This is a genomic window from Vibrio sp. S17_S38 (assembly GCF_014694375.1).
Classification (GTDB): Bacteria; Pseudomonadota; Gammaproteobacteria; order Enterobacterales; family Vibrionaceae; genus Vibrio.
In genome coordinates this window covers 63,805-82,852 of record NZ_JAAUWW010000003.1, presented here as the reverse complement: position 1 = coordinate 82,852, position 19,048 = coordinate 63,805, and the positions used below count along the sequence as shown (strand labels likewise).

Annotated in this window: 17 protein-coding genes; 15 read left to right on the top strand and 2 right to left on the bottom strand. The window is 39.7% G+C overall.

Annotated elements, in window-relative coordinates:
* Nucleotides 1–70: 70 nt before the first annotated feature.
* Together glnD and map are read right to left on the bottom strand one after the other, a co-directional pair.
* Complete coding sequence (glnD, locus tag HC725_RS03375; RefSeq protein ID WP_190330371.1) at nt 71–2,692, bottom strand: bifunctional uridylyltransferase/uridylyl-removing protein GlnD; 2,622 nt, start codon at nt 2,690–2,692, stop codon at nt 71–73.
* Nucleotides 2,693–2,836: 144 nt separating this feature from the next.
* Entirely contained in the window at nt 2,837–3,715 is an 879-nt protein-coding gene (gene map / locus HC725_RS03370) for a type I methionyl aminopeptidase (RefSeq protein WP_190330370.1), read from the bottom strand.
* A 358-nt stretch (nt 3,716–4,073) separates the two neighbouring features.
* Here map and rpsB point away from each other — a divergent pair, with 358 nt between their 5' ends.
* From rpsB to rnhB, 15 genes are all read left to right on the top strand, one after another.
* On the top strand, nt 4,074–4,802 hold the full coding sequence (rpsB, locus tag HC725_RS03365) for a 30S ribosomal protein S2 (protein WP_190330369.1): 729 nt from the start codon (nt 4,074–4,076) through the stop codon (nt 4,800–4,802).
* Nucleotides 4,803–4,949: 147 nt separating this feature from the next.
* Nucleotides 4,950–5,795, top strand: coding sequence for a translation elongation factor Ts (gene tsf, locus HC725_RS03360; protein WP_190330368.1), 846 nt, complete (start codon nt 4,950–4,952; stop codon nt 5,793–5,795).
* A gap of 175 nt (nt 5,796–5,970) precedes the next feature.
* A complete protein-coding gene (gene pyrH, locus HC725_RS03355) occupies nt 5,971–6,705 on the top strand; it encodes a UMP kinase (RefSeq protein ID WP_190330367.1) in 735 nt (244 codons plus the stop codon).
* Between the two features lie 64 nt (nt 6,706–6,769).
* A complete protein-coding gene (gene frr, locus HC725_RS03350; RefSeq protein WP_190330366.1) occupies nt 6,770–7,327 on the top strand; it encodes a ribosome recycling factor in 558 nt (185 codons plus the stop codon).
* A 90-nt stretch (nt 7,328–7,417) separates the two neighbouring features.
* Entirely contained in the window at nt 7,418–8,173 is a 756-nt protein-coding gene (locus HC725_RS03345; protein ID WP_190330365.1) for an isoprenyl transferase, read from the top strand.
* A gap of 23 nt (nt 8,174–8,196) precedes the next feature.
* Nucleotides 8,197–9,042 (top strand): phosphatidate cytidylyltransferase, encoded by an 846-nt coding sequence (locus tag HC725_RS03340; RefSeq protein ID WP_190330364.1) that lies wholly within the window; start codon nt 8,197–8,199, stop codon nt 9,040–9,042.
* A gap of 42 nt (nt 9,043–9,084) precedes the next feature.
* Nucleotides 9,085–10,290 carry a 1-deoxy-D-xylulose-5-phosphate reductoisomerase gene (ispC, locus tag HC725_RS03335; protein ID WP_190330363.1) on the top strand — a complete coding sequence of 402 codons (1,206 nt, stop codon included), beginning with the start codon at nt 9,085–9,087 and terminating at the stop codon, nt 10,288–10,290.
* Nucleotides 10,287–11,645 carry a sigma E protease regulator RseP gene (rseP, locus tag HC725_RS03330; protein WP_190330362.1) on the top strand — a complete coding sequence of 453 codons (1,359 nt, stop codon included), beginning with the start codon at nt 10,287–10,289 and terminating at the stop codon, nt 11,643–11,645. The genes ispC and rseP overlap by 4 nt, the downstream gene beginning before the upstream one ends.
* 54 nt (nt 11,646–11,699) lie before the next feature.
* Nucleotides 11,700–14,129 (top strand): outer membrane protein assembly factor BamA, encoded by a 2,430-nt coding sequence (gene bamA, locus HC725_RS03325; RefSeq protein ID WP_190330538.1) that lies wholly within the window; start codon nt 11,700–11,702, stop codon nt 14,127–14,129.
* Nucleotides 14,130–14,158: 29 nt separating this feature from the next.
* Nucleotides 14,159–14,668 (top strand): OmpH family outer membrane protein, encoded by a 510-nt coding sequence (locus HC725_RS03320; protein WP_190330361.1) that lies wholly within the window; start codon nt 14,159–14,161, stop codon nt 14,666–14,668.
* 22 nt (nt 14,669–14,690) lie between these two features.
* Nucleotides 14,691–15,710, top strand: coding sequence for a UDP-3-O-(3-hydroxymyristoyl)glucosamine N-acyltransferase (gene lpxD / locus HC725_RS03315; RefSeq protein WP_190330360.1), 1,020 nt, complete (start codon nt 14,691–14,693; stop codon nt 15,708–15,710).
* A gap of 126 nt (nt 15,711–15,836) precedes the next feature.
* A complete protein-coding gene (gene fabZ, locus HC725_RS03310; RefSeq protein ID WP_190330359.1) occupies nt 15,837–16,289 on the top strand; it encodes a 3-hydroxyacyl-ACP dehydratase FabZ in 453 nt (150 codons plus the stop codon).
* Nucleotides 16,290–16,304: 15 nt separating this feature from the next.
* Nucleotides 16,305–17,108, top strand: a complete 804-nt coding sequence (lpxA, locus tag HC725_RS03305) for an acyl-ACP--UDP-N-acetylglucosamine O-acyltransferase (protein WP_190330358.1) — start codon at nt 16,305–16,307, stop codon at nt 17,106–17,108.
* Nucleotides 17,109–17,184: 76 nt separating this feature from the next.
* Nucleotides 17,185–18,366 (top strand): lipid-A-disaccharide synthase, encoded by a 1,182-nt coding sequence (gene lpxB / locus HC725_RS03300; protein ID WP_190330357.1) that lies wholly within the window; start codon nt 17,185–17,187, stop codon nt 18,364–18,366.
* A gap of 9 nt (nt 18,367–18,375) precedes the next feature.
* A complete protein-coding gene (rnhB, locus tag HC725_RS03295; RefSeq protein ID WP_238928414.1) occupies nt 18,376–19,005 on the top strand; it encodes a ribonuclease HII in 630 nt (209 codons plus the stop codon).
* The last annotated feature ends 43 nt before the right edge of the window (nt 19,006–19,048 follow it).

The window sequence follows — 19,048 nt, the reverse complement described above, 5'->3', positions numbered from 1 at the left end:
TACCTCAATCGTTTATCTTCACGTTAAATTAAACATAGAATCTATCGATAATTCTAGCTTCAATTTGAGTTTAATGTGGTGATAACTCTTTTATTTTTGTTATCAATAACGCTTTAATCGCTTGTTCTTCGTCTTCTTCTAATCTTCCACTTGCTGGTGAGGTAAGAATAAATAAATCTTCTGCTCGCTCTCCAATAGTCGTGATTTTAGCTCCATGTAAATGAATGCCGAGTTCAGCAAAAGCCGATCCGACTCTAGCTAATAATCCAGGAGTGTCTAAAGCGACTAATTCCATCAGACTACGCTTACCTGTTTTGGTTGGAATGAAATTAATTTGAGTCTTTACATTGAAATGCAATAACTGACGCGGAGTGCGTCTTGGTGTCGCCAGTTTTAGCCCTGTTGATTGGAGAATAGTCGTCAATTGTTCTTGCAATATTTGGTGTCTATTGTCTTCAATTGGATCTCCATTGTGGTCGAGTACCATGAACGTATCGAGTGCATAACCGTCTTTGCTTGTCATAATTTGAGCATCGTGAATGCTGAGATTGCGGCGATCTAATTCAGCAGCCATAGTGGCAAACAAACTTGCTTTATCTTTAGCGTAAATAAAGACTTCCGTGCCGCCTCGTGATGCATTTTTGCTGATCAAAACTAAAGGGGCTTGGTGGTCATGCTTTAATAAATGTTCACCATGCCACGCTATTTGGTTCGCGGTATGCCGCAGGAAATAATCAGCCTTAAAGCGTTGCCATAACACTTCAATCTCTCTTGGCGAGAAGTTTTCTTTGCGTAACATTGCCGCGGCCATATGTTGATTATGGCGAATACGATCGCGGACATCGACTGGGTTTTCTAGCCCTCGTCGTAAAGCTCGCTGAGTGGAATAAAATAATTCGGCTAATAAAGTCCGTTTCCAACTATTCCACAATTCAGGGTTAGTCGCGCAAATGTCGGCCACAGTGAGGCAGACTAAATTTTCTAAGTATTCTTCATCACGTACTTTCTTAGCAAATTCTGTAATCACATCAGGATCATAAATGTCACGACGTTGCGCGGTAACTGACATTAATAGGTGGTTTTGAACAAGCCAAGAAACCATTTTTGCTTCTGGTTTTGATAAGCCATGTTCAATACAAAAATCATAGGCTTCAACTGCGCCAATTTCTGAGTGATCGCCACCCCGACCTTTGCCAATATCGTGAAAAATAGCCGCGATGATTAATAAGTTTTTCTTTTGAATCCTTGGATACACATCGCAGCAAATTGGGTGCTCTGTATGATTATTTGAATCACCGAAGGCGTGAATTTCTTTTAATACTCGCATGCTGTGTTCATCGACAGTATAAACATGGAATAAATCGAATTGCATTTGCCCTACGATTTGACTCCATTGCGGAAGGTAAGCCGCGAGTACTCCTAAACGGTGCATTAGACCAAATGATTTATGTAAAGCATTAGGGTGATTGATAAGCTCCATGAATTTTTCACGAGCGGCTGGAATGGTATGAAGAAAACGATTTAAGCGTCGGCGTGCTGTGCGTAGTTGTCTCAAAGTAGCAGGGCTAACACCTTCGATGGTGGAGTCATTGGCAATATGCAGAAACATGTCGAGAATGGTTTCTGGGCGAGCTTGAAATAAAGCGGGCTTTCTTGCTTCAATCAAGGTGTCTCGACGCTGGAAATCATCAGACAGTATTTCGACTTCTTGTCGCTTTCCTTTGTTAGTGATGGCTTGATCAAAGAGTTTTAGTAACATGGTATTGAGTTCAGCAACACGGCGCAGGGTGCGGTAAAACTCTTTCATCATCATTTCGATGCCGCGATTGCCTTCGCCGATAAAGCCTAAGTTCTCAGCCACACTTGCTTGGTGACCAAAGGTTAATCGATTGTCGTAGCGTTTTAATTCAATGTGCAGAGCGAAACGCACTCGCCATAAGAAGTTTTGGCATTCGAGTAACTCCCGATATTCTGCATCGGTTAGAAATCCTGCATAACTCATCTCACGTAAAGATGTAGCGCCAAAGTGACGACGGGCGACCCAGCTTAGTGTGTGAATGTCGCGCAAACCGCCTGGGCTAGATTTTATATCGGGCTCTAAATTATAAGTAGTGTCGTGATAGCGTGAATGTCGCTCGCGCTGTTCTTGTAATTTTGCTTTATAAAATACTTCGCTTGGCCAAAAAGTAGGGGCATTGATTTGTTCAATTAATGAAGTGTAAGTGCTGCTACAACCACATAGAAATCGTGCTTCTTGTAAGTTAGTGGCAACCGTTAAATCATCTAATCCTACTTGAATACATTCATCAAGTGTTCGGACGCTATGGCCAACCTCTAAACGTAAATCCCACAACAATGTGATGAACTGGCTTACTTTAGCGCTGATATCTTCAGTAATGCTTTCTTTCGACAATACTAAAATATCAATGTCAGAAAGTGGGTGTAATTCAGCTCGGCCATAACCACCAACTGCAATTAAACTCAAAGATGAATATGCATTGAATCCAAAATATAGCCACAGCCGACCTAAGATTGAATCCATATAATCGGAGCGAGCAAGTACGAGATCTTCAACTGGCTGATGAGCGAGAAAAGCTTCTTTTTGATGAATTGAAAACTGCTCAAGTTGAGATTTGAGTTCTGTCGGACAAATTTGATCATCTTTTAGGCTAGTCGGCGGTTGATATGGCATTGTGCGTTCCCTGCAACAAATAAAATCTGTCTTGATAATACCGTTTCAAGCTTATAAAACCAATGAGCAGACAAAAAAAAGCCCTCGCAGATAAATCCGAGAGGGCAATAAAATTGAAGCGTTTGGCTTAATATATTTCTCGACTTAGCTGTTATGCATAATGCGAGGAATGTTCTCTTCTGAGCGTAATGTCATTACTTCACAGCCAGTTTTGGTGACAACAATGGTGTGTTCGTATTGAGCTGAGTTTTTAGCGTCACCAGTATAAACCGTCCAGTCATCAGCAGCATCAACGGTTACGCCAAATTTCCCTGCGTTAATCATTGGCTCAATAGTAAATATCATGCCTTCTTTTAAAATGCGACGGTCGGTGTTTTTGTAATGAACAACTTGTGGCTCTTCATGGAATTCATCACCAATACCATGTCCACAAAAATCTCTTACGATAGAAAATTTATTACGAGGATTTTTCTTGTTGCTGTCTTTAATATATTTTTCAATCGCGGTGCCAATTTCACCAAGCTGTAAACCTGGTTTGACCTTACGAAGCCCAACATACAGAGCTTCTTGAGTCACCATACATAGACGCTTATCGGCTGGTGCAACATCACCAATTAAAAACATCTTTGACGTGTCACCGTAATAACCATCAGGTCTCACACTGAGATCTGCATTAGGGTCATTAGGTACGATAACTGTAATGTCGATATTTAAAATATCGCCATTTTTTAATACCGCTGGCTTGAGTTGTCCATTGCTGCCAATTTCGTCTTGCGATGCAGGAATACCGTGGCAAACAATATGATTAATGGAAGTACAAATTGATTTTGGATAGCCATGATAATCAAGTGGTGCTGAATACGCGCCGTGTTTAATGCCGTAATCATGGCAAATCTGATTGAGCTCTTCGGTGGTTACGCCGGCTTTGACATGCGGTTCGATCATTTCAAGTGTATCGGCTGCTAATTTACAAGCAATGCGCATTTTTTCAATTTCTTCGGCGGTTTTAATTTTAATCGTCATGTTTATTTGGCCTTTTTAACTATTGTTAATAGTGTATTCAGTGACGGCGCTAATCGCAATTGAAATCCGTTATCATCAGTATAATTAGGTTAAAAATTCACATGTCAGGCTAAATGAATAAAAAATGATAGCAAGTTAATGAGTTTTTCTGGATTAATAAGTGGGTTTTATGGTATAAAGCGCACCGAAATTGGCATCTGTTCACTCCTGTATTTGGCGTAGCAATGTGAGTTTCACATACTTATTTCTTAAATCACACACATTCCGACACGTGATCCGGGGTGCTCAAGTCAATATTGAACTTGGGTCGGAGTCATGGGGGATGTGGAGGCCTAACCCCATTAAAGAGGATTATATAATGGCAACTGTATCAATGCGCGATATGCTTAAAGCTGGTGTTCACTTTGGTCACCAAACTCGTTACTGGAACCCAAAAATGAAGCCTTTCATCTTTGGTGCTCGTAACAAAGTTCATATCATCAACTTAGAAAAAACAGTTCCTATGTTCAACGAAGCGCTAGCAGAGCTTAGCAAAATCGGTGAGCGTAAAGGTAAAGTACTTTTCGTTGGTACTAAGCGTGCGGCTTCTGAATCAATCAAAGAAGCGGCAATTGCAAGCAATCAGTACTACGTAAACAACCGCTGGTTAGGCGGTATGTTGACTAACTTTAAAACAGTTCGTCAATCAATCAAACGTCTTAAAGAATTTGAAGCGCAATCTCAAGATGGTACGTTTGAAAAAATCACTAAGAAAGAAGCTCTAATGCGTACGCGCACAATGGAGAAACTTGAAAAATCCCTTGGTGGTATTAAAAACATGGGTGGTTTACCTGACGCATTATTCGTAATCGATGCTGATCACGAGCACATTGCAGTTAAAGAAGCAAACCACCTAGGTATCCCAGTGTTTGCAGTAGTAGATACTAACTCTGATCCAGATGGCATTGATTTCATCATTCCTGGTAATGATGACGCAATCCGTGCTGTACAACTTTACCTAAACGCTGCTGCTCAAACAGTAACTGAAGGTCGTAACAAAGACGTAGCTGCAGTTTCTGATAAAGATAGTTTCGTAGAAGAAGCTTAATATCACTGCTCCTTGTCACTTAGCGTTGATTGTCATTATTTGGTAGTTAAGGTTAAGTTATAGTTAGTAATAGGGGCCATGCTTTTAATGTAAAATTAAGCTGGCCCCTGTTTTTTACCATTTTTGGAACCAACCGAGGATTATACCATGGCAACAGTAACAGCTGCTCTAGTTAAAGAATTGCGTGAGCGTACTGGCGCAGGCATGATGGATTGTAAAAAAGCGCTTGTTGAAGCAAATGCTGATATCGAATTAGCAATTGAAAACATGCGTAAAAGCGGAGCTGCAAAAGCGGCTAAAAAAGCGGGTAATATCGCTGCTGAAGGAACCATCTTAGTTAAAGAAGGTGAAGGATTTGCAGTGCTTCTAGAAGTAAACTGTCAAACTGACTTCGTAGCAAAAGATGCAAACTTCCTAGGTTTTGCCAATGCTGTTCTTGACTCTGCACTTACTGAGCGTTCAGATGTTGAAGCACTTCAAGCTCAATTTGAAGAAACTCGTATTGCTCTAGTTGCTAAAATCGGTGAGAACATCGGCATTCGTCGTGTTGTTTACATTGAAGGCGCTAAAGTAGGTTCATACCGTCACGGTGAGCGCATTGGCGTAGTTGTTGCGGGTGATGCAGATGAAGAAACTATCAAGCATGTTGCAATGCACGTTGCAGCTTCTAAGCCTGAATATGTTCATCCTGAAGATGTGCCTGCAGATGTGGTAGCTAAAGAGAAAGCGGTTCAAATTGAAATCGCAATGAATGAAGGCAAACCACAAGAAATCGCTGAGAAGATGGTTATTGGTCGTATGAAGAAATTTACTGGTGAGGTTTCTCTTACTGGTCAAGCATTCATCATGGAACCTAAGAAAACTGTTGGTGAATTCTTAAAAGAAAAAGGCGCAACAGTAACTAGCTTCGTACGTTTAGAAGTTGGTGAAGGTATCGAGAAAGCTGCTGAAATGAGCTTTGCTGATGAAGTTGCAGCAGTACAAAAAGGTTAATTCCTATTTTGTATAGTTAATCTAAGAGACCGTGGCCATGCTGCGGTCTTTTTGTGAATAAGGATAATTCGTTAGTTGTTATGAATAAATATTATGCTAGCCTTTTTGGGAGGTTAACTTATGCATATTTATCCGTAACAGTTAATCAAATAACACTTTTTGAAAGGTAAACTCCATGACAACGAATCCTAAGCCTGCATATCAACGTATTTTGTTAAAACTTAGTGGTGAAGCCTTACAGGGAGCAGAAGGTTTTGGTATCGATCCTACGGTTTTAGACCGTATGGCTCAAGAAGTGAAAGAATTAGTTGAACTTGGTGTTCAAGTTGGCGTAGTTATCGGTGGTGGTAACCTATTTCGTGGAGCTGGTCTTGCCGAAGCTGGTATGAATCGTGTTGTTGGTGATCATATGGGTATGCTTGCAACTGTAATGAATGGTTTAGCTATGCGTGATGCTCTTCACCGGGCTTATGTGAATGCCCGTGTTATGTCGGCGATTCCTCTTAAAGGTGTGTGTGATGATTACAATTGGGCTGATGCTATTAGCCAATTGCGTCAAGGCCGCGTTGTGATTTTCTCTGCGGGTACAGGTAATCCATTTTTTACTACTGACTCAGCAGCATGCTTGCGTGGGATTGAAATTGAAGCGGATGTTGTCTTAAAAGCAACCAAAGTGGATGGTGTTTATACTGCCGATCCTGTCGCTAACCCTGATGCGATTTTATGTGATAAACTCAGTTACAACAGCGTATTAGAAAAAGAATTAAAAGTAATGGATTTAGCTGCCTTTACTTTGGCTCGTGATCATAAAATGCCAATTCGTGTGTTCAATATGAATAAGCCTGGCGCGTTACGCCGCGTCGTGATGGGTGAGCAGGAAGGGACATTGATTAGCGATCTCTCGGAATAAAGTAAAAAGGGCAAATAGAATAGCTTTCTTGCTCTGTTAAAATATCAATAATTAAGGTGATACCGTGATTAACGAAATTCAAAAAGACGCTCAAGAGCGTATGCATAAGAGTGTTGAAGCTCTTAAAAGTAATCTATCAAAGATCCGTACTGGTCGAGCGCATCCAAGTATTTTACAAAATATTTCAGTAGAATATTACGGAGCACCAACTCCGCTTAATCAAGTTGCAAACATCATTGCAGAAGATGCCCGCACATTGGCTATCACTGTTTTTGATCGAGAACTGACTCAAGCAGTAGAAAAGGCGATAATGAAATCAGATCTTGGTTTAAATCCAATGTCTGCTGGTACGGTTATCCGTGTACCACTTCCTGCATTAACGGAAGAGCGTCGTAAAGACTTAGTGAAAATTGTCCGTGCTGAAGCGGAAGGTGGCCGTGTAGCAGTACGAAATATTCGCCGTGATGCTAACGGTGATTTTAAATCGTTACTGAAAGACAAAGAAATTTCAGAAGATGAAGATCACAAAGCACAAGATGAGATTCAAAAAATCACAGATGTAGCGATCAAAAATATTGATGATCTCTTAGCTGTGAAAGAAAAAGAGTTAATGGAAGTTTAATTTTCCGCTCAAATTGGGAAGCGCTGTGCTGATTTATTAATCTATCAGTATGGCGTTTTTTATTTTGGCCTAATAAAAAGACTTTAAATAATGTCAGACGTTCAACTCTCATCGGAACTTTTACCTCAGCATATTGCAATTATCATGGATGGTAATGGCCGTTGGGCTAAACAACAAGGTAAGCCTCGACTGTATGGGCATCGTGTTGCGGTAAAAGCTGTGCGGGAGACTATAAGTACGTCTTCTCGTTTGGGGATTAAAGCGGTTACTTTATTTGCTTTTAGTAGTGAGAATTGGAAGCGGCCCCAAGAAGAAGTCGGATTATTAATGGACTTGTTCATGATGGTGCTGACTAAAGAAGTCAAAAAACTGCATAAAAACAATTTGAAACTTAAAATTGTTGGGGACAAATCTCGTTTTAGTTCTTCTCTGCAAAAAAAAATAGCAGAAGCTGAATATCTCACCCAGAGTAATACAGGGCTAGTAGTTAATGTGGCCGCAAATTATGGTGGTAAGTGGGATATTACTCAAGCTGTTAAGCAGTTAGCAATATCCATTGAAAATCAACAGTTTAAATCTGAAGATATAACCGAAGAATCAATTTCGCAATATTTATGCATGTCTGATTTACCTGATGTGGATCTTATGATCAGGACTAGTGGCGAATGTCGAATTAGTAACTTTATGTTATGGCAGATGGCTTATGCTGAATTGTACTTTACCGATCTTTATTGGCCGGAATTTAATGAACAAGCGTTATTAGAAGCAATTTCTTGGTTTATTAATCGTGAGAGACGATTTGGTTGTACGAGTGAACAGCTGCAATCATTAATGAACCATAAATAGAGATAAAGCATAAGGATGGAAGTTTGAAACAACGAATTATTACAGCATTGATTTTAGCTCCTTTGGTAGTATGGGGGATTTTTCAATTACCTATTCCTTTGTTTATAGCTGCTTTGACTGCCGTCGCATGTATTGGCCTTTGGGAGTGGACTCAGTTTATTAGTCCTAACACTCGAGTGAAAAATTTATTTCCTGCAGTTATTGCTCTGCTTGCCAGTTTTGTATTTATTCCAGTTGATGTTGAGAGCTTATCCCAAGTTTCAAACATACATCTCGCAATTTTGAGTGTAGGTAGTTTATGGTGGATATTTGCTAGCTTGTTAGCGTTGACTTATCCCAAAAGTACTCGCATATGGAGTAAGAGTCTTTCTCTACGTCATTTGTTTGGTATTTTATCGATTCTGCCATTCATATGGAGTGTGTTTATACTCCGTTCGGAAGGATATGCAGTACACCCACTCCATGGGGCTAAGTTAGTTATGTATGTATGCTTATTAGTGTGGGCAGCAGACACCGGCGCTTATTTTACTGGAAAAGCATTTGGTAAGCATAAAATGGCACCAAAAGTTAGCCCGAATAAAACATTAGAAGGCTTATTTGGTGGCATGATATTAGCGATGCTGGTAGGTTGGGTTGTTGCTAAACTATTTGATATTCATTTTGCTAATTTAATAACAATGTTCGTTATTACGTTCATCACAGTGGTAATTTCAGTATTAGGTGATCTTGTCGAAAGCATGTTTAAGCGTGTGGCAGATATAAAAGATAGCAGTAATATTATTCCCGGGCATGGTGGAGTTCTTGATCGAATTGATAGCTTAATGGCTGCATTTCCTGTTTTTGCTCTACTGTATTTTCTTTGCCAGTAGTATCGGTGTTACGTCATCTTTCTCTTTTAGTGGTTTGATCTTATGCAAAAGATAACGATTTTAGGTGCAACGGGTTCTATCGGGGCGAGTACGCTGTCTGTCATTGAGCATAACCCAACTGACTTCTCGGTGTTTGCATTGGCAGCATGTTCTAATGTTGAAAAAATGCATCAATTGTGTCTGCAGTGGCAACCTGAATATGCTGTCATGTCTGATGACTCAGCTGCATTGTTATTAGAAAAAAAGCTAAAAAACTCACATGTTTCAACTAAGGTTTTGTCAGGGTTAGATGGGCTATGTGAGGTCGCTTCTGCTGAGCCTGTTGACATGGTGATGGCAGCCATTGTTGGGGCTTCTGGGCTATTACCAACTATGGCAGCGGTAAAAGCAGGTAAGAGAATTTTACTGGCTAATAAAGAGGCTCTCGTTATGTCAGGGCAATTCTTTATTGATGCAGCTAGGCAGTATGGAGCAGAAATTTTGCCCGTAGATAGTGAGCATAACGCCATTTTTCAATGCCTTTCTCAAACCATCCAGACAAACTTAGGACATTGTGATCTTGATGCTGGTGGAGTTCATTCCATCCTGTTAACTGGTTCAGGTGGTCCTTTTCGTTATAGTGATGTTTCTTCATTAAGCCAAGTTACGCCTGAGATGGCGATAGCACATCCTAATTGGTCAATGGGTCCGAAAATCTCAGTAGACTCTGCCACTATGATGAATAAAGGTTTGGAGTTTATTGAAGCGAAATGGCTATTCAATGCAAAGCAAGAACAGCTTAAGGTTTTGATTCATCCTCAGTCAGTCATTCATTCTATGGTGCAATATAATGATGGTTCCGTCATTGCTCAAATGGGTGAGCCTGATATGAGAACCCCTATTGCATTATCAATGTCATACCCTGAACGTATTCCATCTGGCGTTAACCCTATTAATTTTACACAGCTAAATGAACTGACTTTTCTTGAACCTGATATGTCAAGATACCCCTGTTTACAGCTTGCGATTGATGCTTGTTATACTGGGCAAAATGCGACGACTGCGATTAATGCAGCCAATGAAGTTTCAGTTGCTGCTTTTTTAAATAATCAGCTTAAATTTACCGATATTGCCATCATTAATGAGGCTGTTATGTCGAAAGTGTGTGGCTTATCAACTCTTGGTGCACAGAGTTTGGAAAGCTTACTTGAGCTAGATAATATAGCTCGCCAATACGCCAATGAATTATTAACAGAGCGATCATTATGACTGGCATAATATGGAATTTAGCATCGTTTATCGTTGCACTTAGTATTTTAGTGGCAGTACATGAATTTGGTCATTTTTGGGTTGCACGTCGGTGTGGTGTTAAGGTTCAAAAGTTTTCGATTGGATTCGGTAAGTCTCTTTGGAGCCGTAAAGCGAAAGATGGAGTTGAGTATTCCATCTCAATGATCCCTTTAGGTGGTTTTGTCAAAATGCTCGATTCTCGAGTTGATAATGTCCCCGAAGATCAGAAGCACATGGCTTTTAATCATAAAAGCTTATGGCGACGTAGTGCTATTGTTGCTGCAGGCCCTGTTTTTAATTTTCTTTTTGCGATCTTTGCCTATTGGCTAGTTTTTATGATTGGTGTGCCAGCGTTAAAACCAGTGATTGGTGATGTAGCGCCAAGTTCTATTGCTGCAAATGCAGGAATGACGTCAGGCATGGAACTAAAATCAGTATCTGATATCAAAACCTCTGATTGGGAATCTGCGCATATGGCGTTGATTTCTCATATTGGCGATAAGCAGATAATTTTGACCGTAAGTTCGCCAGAAGATGTTGGTCTTGAAAGAAAGATTACTTTAGACACTCAAGATTGGTCATTTGATCCTGAAACAGATTCTGTCATGCAAACATTAGGGTTTAAACCTTATCGACCAGCGCTGACAACGGTTGTTTCTAATGTCAGTGAAAATAGTGCTGCGGAGAAAGCTGGATTTAAAGTCGGTGATAAATTACTTTCAATTGACGGTAAGTCTGTCGTTATATGGCAAAATTTTGTTGATGCCGTTAAATCTAGTCCAGAAAAATCACTTTCTCTATATGTGGAAAGAGAAGGAAAAGAGCAAGCTTTGACTTTAGTACCAGAAATGAAAGTTTTAGCTGATGGAAGCAAAATAGGATTTGCGGGTGTTGCACCTTCAATGGATGCTTGGCCGGAAGAGTATCGGATTGAGCAAAAATATGGTGTGCTTGAATCAATACCTAAAGCGATTGATAAAACCGGACAAATTGTTGGTTTAACACTGACAATGGTGAAAAAACTGTTTACTGGTGACGTCGGTATTAATAATTTAAGTGGGCCGATTACTATTGCTAAAGGCGCTGGTACCACCGCTGATTACGGTTTAGTTTACTTTTTAGGTTTTTTAGCCCTTATTAGTGTTAATTTAGGTATTATTAACTTGATGCCTCTTCCTGTATTGGATGGTGGACATCTGCTATTTTTTGCAATTGAAGCTATTATTCGCCGTCCTGTCTCCGAAAAGGTGCAAGAGATTGGTTATCGTATTGGTAGTGCAGCTATTTTTTCTTTAATGCTAATAGCAATTTTTAATGACGTTGCTCGCCTGTAGTGCCAGTAGTGGTTTAACAAGGCATCTATTTATAAAGGATTTATGAACAAGTTTATGGCGATCAAACGCATTTGGATTATGGCTTTACTGGTTATCTCATCAGTGGCTCACGCGGACTCTTTTGTAGTCTCTGACATTAAAATTGAAGGTTTACAGCGCGTTGCGCTTGGTGCTGTGCTATTAAAAATGCCAGTCCGAGTAGGCGATACTGTGGATGAACAAGATGCGTCTGCGATTATTAACGCGCTTTATTCTTCGGGAAATTTTGAAGATGTTAAAGTCTATCGTGATGGCTCGGTCTTATTACTTAAAGTGAAAGAGAGACCAACTATTGCTGAAGTGTCTTTCTCAGGTAATAAAGCTATTAAGGATGAGCAACTACAGCAGAATCTTGATGCATCTGGCATTCGTGTCGGCGAAGCGTTAGATCGAACTAAATTAAGCTCAATTGAAAAAGGTTTAGAAGATTTCTACTACAGCGTGGGTAAGTATAACGCGACAGTAAAAGCCGTCGTTACACCTTTACCGCGTAATCGTTCCGATTTGAAGTTTGTTTTTACTGAAGGGGTTTCAGCCAAAATTCAGCAAATCAATTTCATTGGTAATAAAGTGTTTACCGATAGCCAACTTTTATCACGTTTCGATCTTAATGCTGATGTGCCGTGGTGGAACTTTTTAGCGGACGAAAAATATCAAAAGCAAGTGCTTGCTGGTGATATTGAAAAACTTAAAACGTACTATTTTGATCGTGGCTATTTAAAATTTCAAGTGACGTCTACTCAGGTGTCAATTTCACCAGATAAAAAAGGTGTCTATATCACGCTTAATGTTACCGAAGGTGAACCTTATATCATTAAAGAGGTGAAGTTTCGTGGTGATCTTATTGGAAAGGAAGACGATTTTAAAGCGATGATCCCATTTGAAAGTGGTGATACTTACAATGGCTCATTAGCGACGATGCTTGAAGATGGTATTAAAAAGTCATTAGGTGAATCTGGATACGCTTATCCTAAAGTTCAAACAATACCTGAATTTAACGATGAAACGAAAGAAGTCTCTTTGACCATTCAAATAGATCCTGGCAGTCGTATGTATGTACGTGATATTCGTTTTACTGGTAATACGATTACACGAGATGAAATATTACGCCGTGAGATGCGCCAAATGGAAAGCTCGTGGTTAAATTCTAAATCAGTTGATGCCGGTAAGGCTCGCTTGAATCGCTTGGGTTTCTTTGAAACTGTCGATGTTCAAACACAGCGTGTTCCTGGAACTGACGACCAAGTTGATGTGGTTTACAATGTTAAAGAAGCCAACTCAGGTAGCATTAACTTTGGGGTTGGTTATGGCACGGAATCGGGTGTTAGTTTTCAAGTTGGTTTACAACAAGACAACTTTTTAGGGACAGGTAATCGAATTGGTATCAATGCCATGACAAACGATTACCAAAAAAATATTAGTTTAGATTATCGGGATCCGTACTGGACGTTAGATGGTGTTAGTTTAGGTGGCAAGGTATTCTATAATGAATTTGAAGCATCTGAAGCAGGGATAGTTGATTATACTAACGAAAGTTATGGTACCAGTTTAACTTGGGGTTTCCCTATCAATGAGCTTAATTATATTGAATTAGGAATTGGTTACACACATAACAAAATTTCCAATTTAGACCCTTATGTTCAGAATGAAGGTTTCTTAACGACTCAGGAAAATGCGGGTAATTACGATGAAGCTTCAGGCGAATTAAAAGTTGATGATTATGATGTCAATATTTCTTGGACCCGTAACAACTTGAATAAAGGGTATTTTCCAACAGCGGGTAACCACCAAAGAGCATTCTTTAAAATAACAACACCAGGTTCGGATGTTCCCTATTACAAAATTCAATATGATGCAAAACAATACATTCCCCTGACTAAGAAACAAGACTTTACTGTTTTATTACGAGGACGTTTGGGATACGGTAATGGTTACGGTTCTGTGAATGGTAATGATAACTTATACCCATTCTATGAAAACTATTATTCAGGTGGCTTCTCTACATTGCGCGGTTTTGGTTCTAACTCTGCAGGGCCGAAAGCCGTATATGATGAGGGTGGTTCAACTGGAGGGAACAATCCAAATTATACTGCAACCGATGATTCAGTTGGTGGTAATGCAACCGCTGTAGCGAGTGTTGAGCTTATTGTCCCGACCCCGTTTGCTTCAGAAGAAGTGGCGAATTCACTTCGGACGAGCATCTTTCTTGATGCGGCAAGTGTTTGGGATACTGAGTTTAAGTATAGGGATCCTGATGCAAACATGGCAGGTAAGAAATATTATTATGATTACTCAGATCCATTAAATTTCCGCTATTCGGTAGGGATGGCGATGCAATGGATGTCACCGATGGGGCCTTTGGTGTTCTCAATAGCAAAACCGTTGAAAATTTATGAAGGCGATGATGATGAGTTCTTCACCTTTACTATTGGACAAACATTCTAATTTTAGATTCTTTTTGTAAGGAAATTATTGTGAAAAAATTGATGAAAATTACAGGTATCAGCTTAGTTGTGTTAACTGCATCTTTAACGGCACAAGCGGCACAAGCAGCTCAAAAGATTGGCTACGTGAATACGGCAAAAGTATTTCAAACCGTTCCTCAAGCTCAGGCAGTAGAGCAAAAATTAGAAAAATCCAGCAAAGACAAAAGAGCTGAACTGGATAAACTAAAAAAACAAATTGATACTAAAGTGGAAAAATTAAAACGTGATGCTCAACTTATGTCGACTAATGATGTTGATAATCTCCGTATTGATATTCAATCGATGCAAGCGAAGTTAGAAGTTAAAGGAAAGTCTTTCCAAGCTGATATCAACAAAATGAAGCAAGAAGAAATGCAAAAAATTAATGTGAAAATTCAAGCTGCGATCGATAAAGTCGCGAAGAAAGATGGCTACGATATTGTGCTAAATGGCCAAGCGTTAGTTTATGCTACACCAAGCGCAGACATTACAGATTCTGTTATTAAAGAATTAAAATAATAAAAGTAGAAAGATTTTATTTATGCCAAATAAAACACTTGCTGAACTAGCAAAAATAATAGGCGGAGAGCTACATGGAGATGGTGATTGTACCGTTTCCTCTGTTGCTGCGATGGATAAAGCTGGCTCTGGTCAAATAACTTTTTTGACCAATGAAAAATACCGCAAGCATTTATCAGAATGTAAAGCGAGTGCCGTCCTTATTAAAGCATCTGAACTCGACGTATGCCAAACGAATGCACTTGTAGTTGAAGACCCTTATCTTGCTTATGCATTAGTGGCTCAAGCCCTTGATATAACACCAAAGCCTGCTGATTGTATTGAATCGACAGCAGCCGTTGCGGATGATGTGATATTGGGTGCTGATGTCTGCATTGCTCACCATGCTGTGATTGAAACTGGTGTTGAGCTTGGGGACAATGTGGTAATTGGTGCAGGCTGCTTTATTGGCAAGAATACTAAGATTGGAGCCAATACAACAATTTGTGCTAATACGACGATTTATCACAATATAACTATTGGGGAGTCATGCTTAATCCAAGCCAATACAGTTATTGGTGCGGACGGTTTTGGTTATGCGAATAATCGTGGTGAGTGGGTTAAAATCCCTCAACTCGGAGGCGTGATAATTGGTAATCGAGTTGAGATTGGTTCTTGTACTACGATTGACCGCGGCGCGTTAGATGATACGGTTATCGAAGATAACGTAATTATTGATAATCATATTCAAATCGCACATAACGTTCGTATAGGATATGGTACGGCGATGGCTGGTAGCACTACTGTAGCGGGTAGTGTGAATATTGGTAAATATTGCATTATTGGTGGAGCCTCCGTGATTAACGGTCATATTGATATTGCTGACCAAGTGACAATAACCGGTATGGGAATGGTTATGCGTGGCATCCCAGAGAAGGGTGTGTATTCGTCAGGTATCCCACTGCAAACGAATAAAGAGTGGCGTAAAACCGCCGCTCGAACATTGAAAATTGATGATATGCATAAACGTCTTAAAACTTTAGAAAAAAAGTTAAAAGATTAATATATTGATAAAACACATTAGTAATTTATTTAGTTTAATGGTTTATAGCATAATGAAAAATCTTCAAGTAACAGACTTTTCATCGCTACATCAATAATATTTTAGAACATTTATAGGAAGTTGATTGTGACTGCTGAAAAGAAAACATTAAATATTACAGAAATTAGAGCGTTATTGCCGCATCGTTACCCATTTTTATTGATCGATCGAGTGACCGATTATGAAGAAGGTAAGTATCTTATTGGGCTTAAGAATGTTTCTGTTAATGAACCCCAATTCACAGGACACTTTCCACAGCTTCCAATTTTCCCGGGTGTTTTGATTTTAGAAGCCATGGCTCAAGCAACGGGGTTACTTGCATTTAAAACCTTTGGCGCACCAAAAGAAAATGAGCTTTATTACTTTGCGAGTATTGACCGAGCTAAATTTCGTAAGCCAGTGGTACCTGGTGATCAATTAATGATTGAAGTTGAATTTATTAAAGACCGCCGCGGTATTGCTTTATTCAATGGCGTAGCTAAAGTAGACGGCGAAGTTGTTTGTTCTGCTGAGTTAAAATGTGCGCGTCGTGAATTCTAAAGGGTGAGCGCTAGTATGAATAATGCAAAATTAATCCATGAAACTGCTCAAATTCATCCTTCTGCAGTGATTGAAGATGGAGTGAAAATTGGTGCTAACGTTAAAGTTGGTCCATTTACTTACATTGGCTCTGACGTGGAGATTGGTGATGGCACAGAGATCCATTCTCACGTTGTTATCAAAGGTCCTACCGTAATTGGTAAAGAAAACCAAATCTACCAATTTGCCTCTATCGGTGAAGCTTGTCAGGATCTCAAATATAAAGGTGAGCCGACTCGATTAGAAATCGGTGATCGCAATGTCATCCGTGAAAGTGTCACCATGCATCGTGGCACTACTCAAGATCAGCATTTAACCAAAGTGGGTAGTGATAACCTATTTATGGTGAACGTACATGTTGCGCATGATTGTGTGATTGGTAATCGCTGTATTTTGGCTAATAATGTAACCTTAGCCGGTCATGTTACGGTTGAAGATTTTGCCATTATTGGTGGGATTTCAGCGGTACATCAATTCTGCCATATTGGTCAGCATTGTATGGTTGGTGGCGCATCAGGCGTTGCTCAAGATGTCCCGCCTTATGTTATTGCACAAGGTAATCATGCGACACCATTTGGTGTTAACTATGAAGGTTTGAAACGTCGTGGTTTTGAAAAAGACGAAATCCATGCTATTCGTCGTGCCTATAAGTCTCTTTATCGTAATAAAAATACGTTAGAAGAAGCGAAAGCAGAAATGGCAGAAGATGCGAAAGTATTTCCTTCAGTTCAAGTTTTAATTGATTTCATTAATAATTCCTCACGTGGCATTATTCGATAATCGTCGAAAATTTCAATGTTGAGATTGGAAAGGCCTAACCTTGTTTAGGCCTTTTTTGTTTGAAAAGGATAATAATATGGATCGTCCGTTACGAATTGGTGTGGTTGCTGGTGAGTTATCTGGTGATACTTTAGGTGCTGGCCTAATTAAAGCGATTAAAGCTATACACCCAAATGCTGAGTTTGTTGGTATAGGTGGTCCACAGATGATTGAACAAGGCTGTGATTCTCTCTTTGATATGGAAGAGCTATCCGTAATGGGATTGGTCGAAGTACTTGGGCGATTACCTCGTTTGCTTAAAGTTAAAAAGACGATAATCGATTATTTTATTCAAAATCCACCAGATGTCTTCGTCGGGATTGATGCGCCTGATTTTAATCTACGAGTTGAATTGGCTCTGAAGAAATCAGGTATTAAAACGGTACATTATGTCAGTCCATCGGTATGGGCATGGCGACAAAACCGTATTCATGGTATTGCCGCCGCGACTAATTTAGTTTTGGCTTTTTTACCTTTTGAAAAAGCGTTTTACGATAAATTTAATGTTCCATGTGAATTTATTGGTCATACGTTAGCCGATACTATTCCGCTGTATAGCGACAAATTAGCAGCACGTGAAAAGTTGAATTTAGATCCTAATAAAACTTGGCTTGCTGTTTTACCTGGTAGTCGTAATGCTGAATTGAAGAAGCTATGCGAGCCTTTTATCCAAACTTGCCAGAAATTAGCTAAAAACAATCCAGATTTAGGTTTTGTAGTCGCGTTGGTTAACCAAAAGCGTCGTGATCAGTTTGAAGCTGCGTGGAAGCAACATGCTCCTGAATTACATTTTGAATTAGTGAATGGTACAGCAAGAACGGTATTAGAGGCATCAGATGTCGTCATGCTTGCTTCGGGTACTGTGGCGCTCGAATGTATGTTAGTGAATCGCCCAATGGTAGTTGGTTATCGTGTTAATGCATTATCTGCTGCTATTGCTCGTCGTATGCTTAAAACGTCTTATGTATCGCTACCTAATATTCTTGCCGATCAAGAATTGGTCAAAGAGTTTTTACAAGAAAATTGTACGGTTGAAAATCTTACTGCTGAAATTGAGCGTTTGATGACGGAAGAAGGTGAAGCTATGCAAGCAAAGTTTACTGAAATGCATCAATGGATACGTAAAGATGCTGATAAACAAGCGGCAAGCTCTGTTTTAGCCTTGATTGATCCAAATTTTGCAAACTTAAATTCTGAATCTAATTTAATGGCAAAATAACAAGACAGTATGATGAAAACAGAACTTCCTATTTATGAATATCCATCGGGTTTTCACTGCATTGCAGGGGTGGATGAAGTTGGGCGTGGTCCATTAGTGGGGGCTGTCGTTACTGCTGCAGTTATTTTAGATCCTAATAATCCGATTGAAGGATTAACCGATTCTAAAAAATTGTCTGAAAAGAAACGCATGGCACTGTTTCCTGAGATCCAGCAAAAGGCATTAGCATGGTCGATTGGTCGTTGTGAAGCGTGGGAAATCGATGAGCTAAATATCCTACAAGCCACTATGGTTGCGATGCAGCGTGCAGTAGCAGGGTTGGCCATTGAACCTGACTTCGTTGTGATTGATGGAAATCGAGTGCCTAATTTACCGATGGCAAGTGAAGCTGTTGTTAAAGGGGATTTACGCGTGGCAGAAATCAGCGCTGCGTCTATTCTTGCTAAAGTCATTCGTGATGAGGAAATGAAACAGTTGGATGCGCAATTTCCACAGTTTGGTTTTGCAAAGCATAATGGTTATCCGACCAAAGTGCATCTTGAGGCCATCGAGCAGTTTAGTATTACGCAAGATGCTAGTTTATTAGCGCAATATAGAAAAAGTTATAAGCCTGTTAAAAAGGTGCTAGGTCTAATTTGATTAAGTGGATATTTTCTTGTGATGGTTATCGCTAAGCCGTAAA

Coding starts and splice junctions, on each gene's coding strand:
- lpxD (WP_190330360.1), top strand. CDS start 14,691: ATGCCAAATAAAACACTTGCTGAACTAGCAAAAATAATAGGCGGAGAG.
- map (WP_190330370.1), bottom strand. CDS start 3,715: ATGACGATTAAAATTAAAACCGCCGAAGAAATTGAAAAAATGCGCATT.
- lpxA (WP_190330358.1), top strand. CDS start 16,305: ATGAATAATGCAAAATTAATCCATGAAACTGCTCAAATTCATCCTTCT.
- tsf (WP_190330368.1), top strand. CDS start 4,950: ATGGCAACAGTAACAGCTGCTCTAGTTAAAGAATTGCGTGAGCGTACT.
- pyrH (WP_190330367.1), top strand. CDS start 5,971: ATGACAACGAATCCTAAGCCTGCATATCAACGTATTTTGTTAAAACTT.
- lpxB (WP_190330357.1), top strand. CDS start 17,185: ATGGATCGTCCGTTACGAATTGGTGTGGTTGCTGGTGAGTTATCTGGT.
- bamA (WP_190330538.1), top strand. CDS start 11,700: ATGGCGATCAAACGCATTTGGATTATGGCTTTACTGGTTATCTCATCA.
- rseP (WP_190330362.1), top strand. CDS start 10,287: ATGACTGGCATAATATGGAATTTAGCATCGTTTATCGTTGCACTTAGT.
- rnhB (WP_238928414.1), top strand. CDS start 18,376: ATGATGAAAACAGAACTTCCTATTTATGAATATCCATCGGGTTTTCAC.
- ispC (WP_190330363.1), top strand. CDS start 9,085: ATGCAAAAGATAACGATTTTAGGTGCAACGGGTTCTATCGGGGCGAGT.
- rpsB (WP_190330369.1), top strand. CDS start 4,074: ATGGCAACTGTATCAATGCGCGATATGCTTAAAGCTGGTGTTCACTTT.
- glnD (WP_190330371.1), bottom strand. CDS start 2,692: ATGCCATATCAACCGCCGACTAGCCTAAAAGATGATCAAATTTGTCCG.
- HC725_RS03345 (WP_190330365.1), top strand. CDS start 7,418: ATGTCAGACGTTCAACTCTCATCGGAACTTTTACCTCAGCATATTGCA.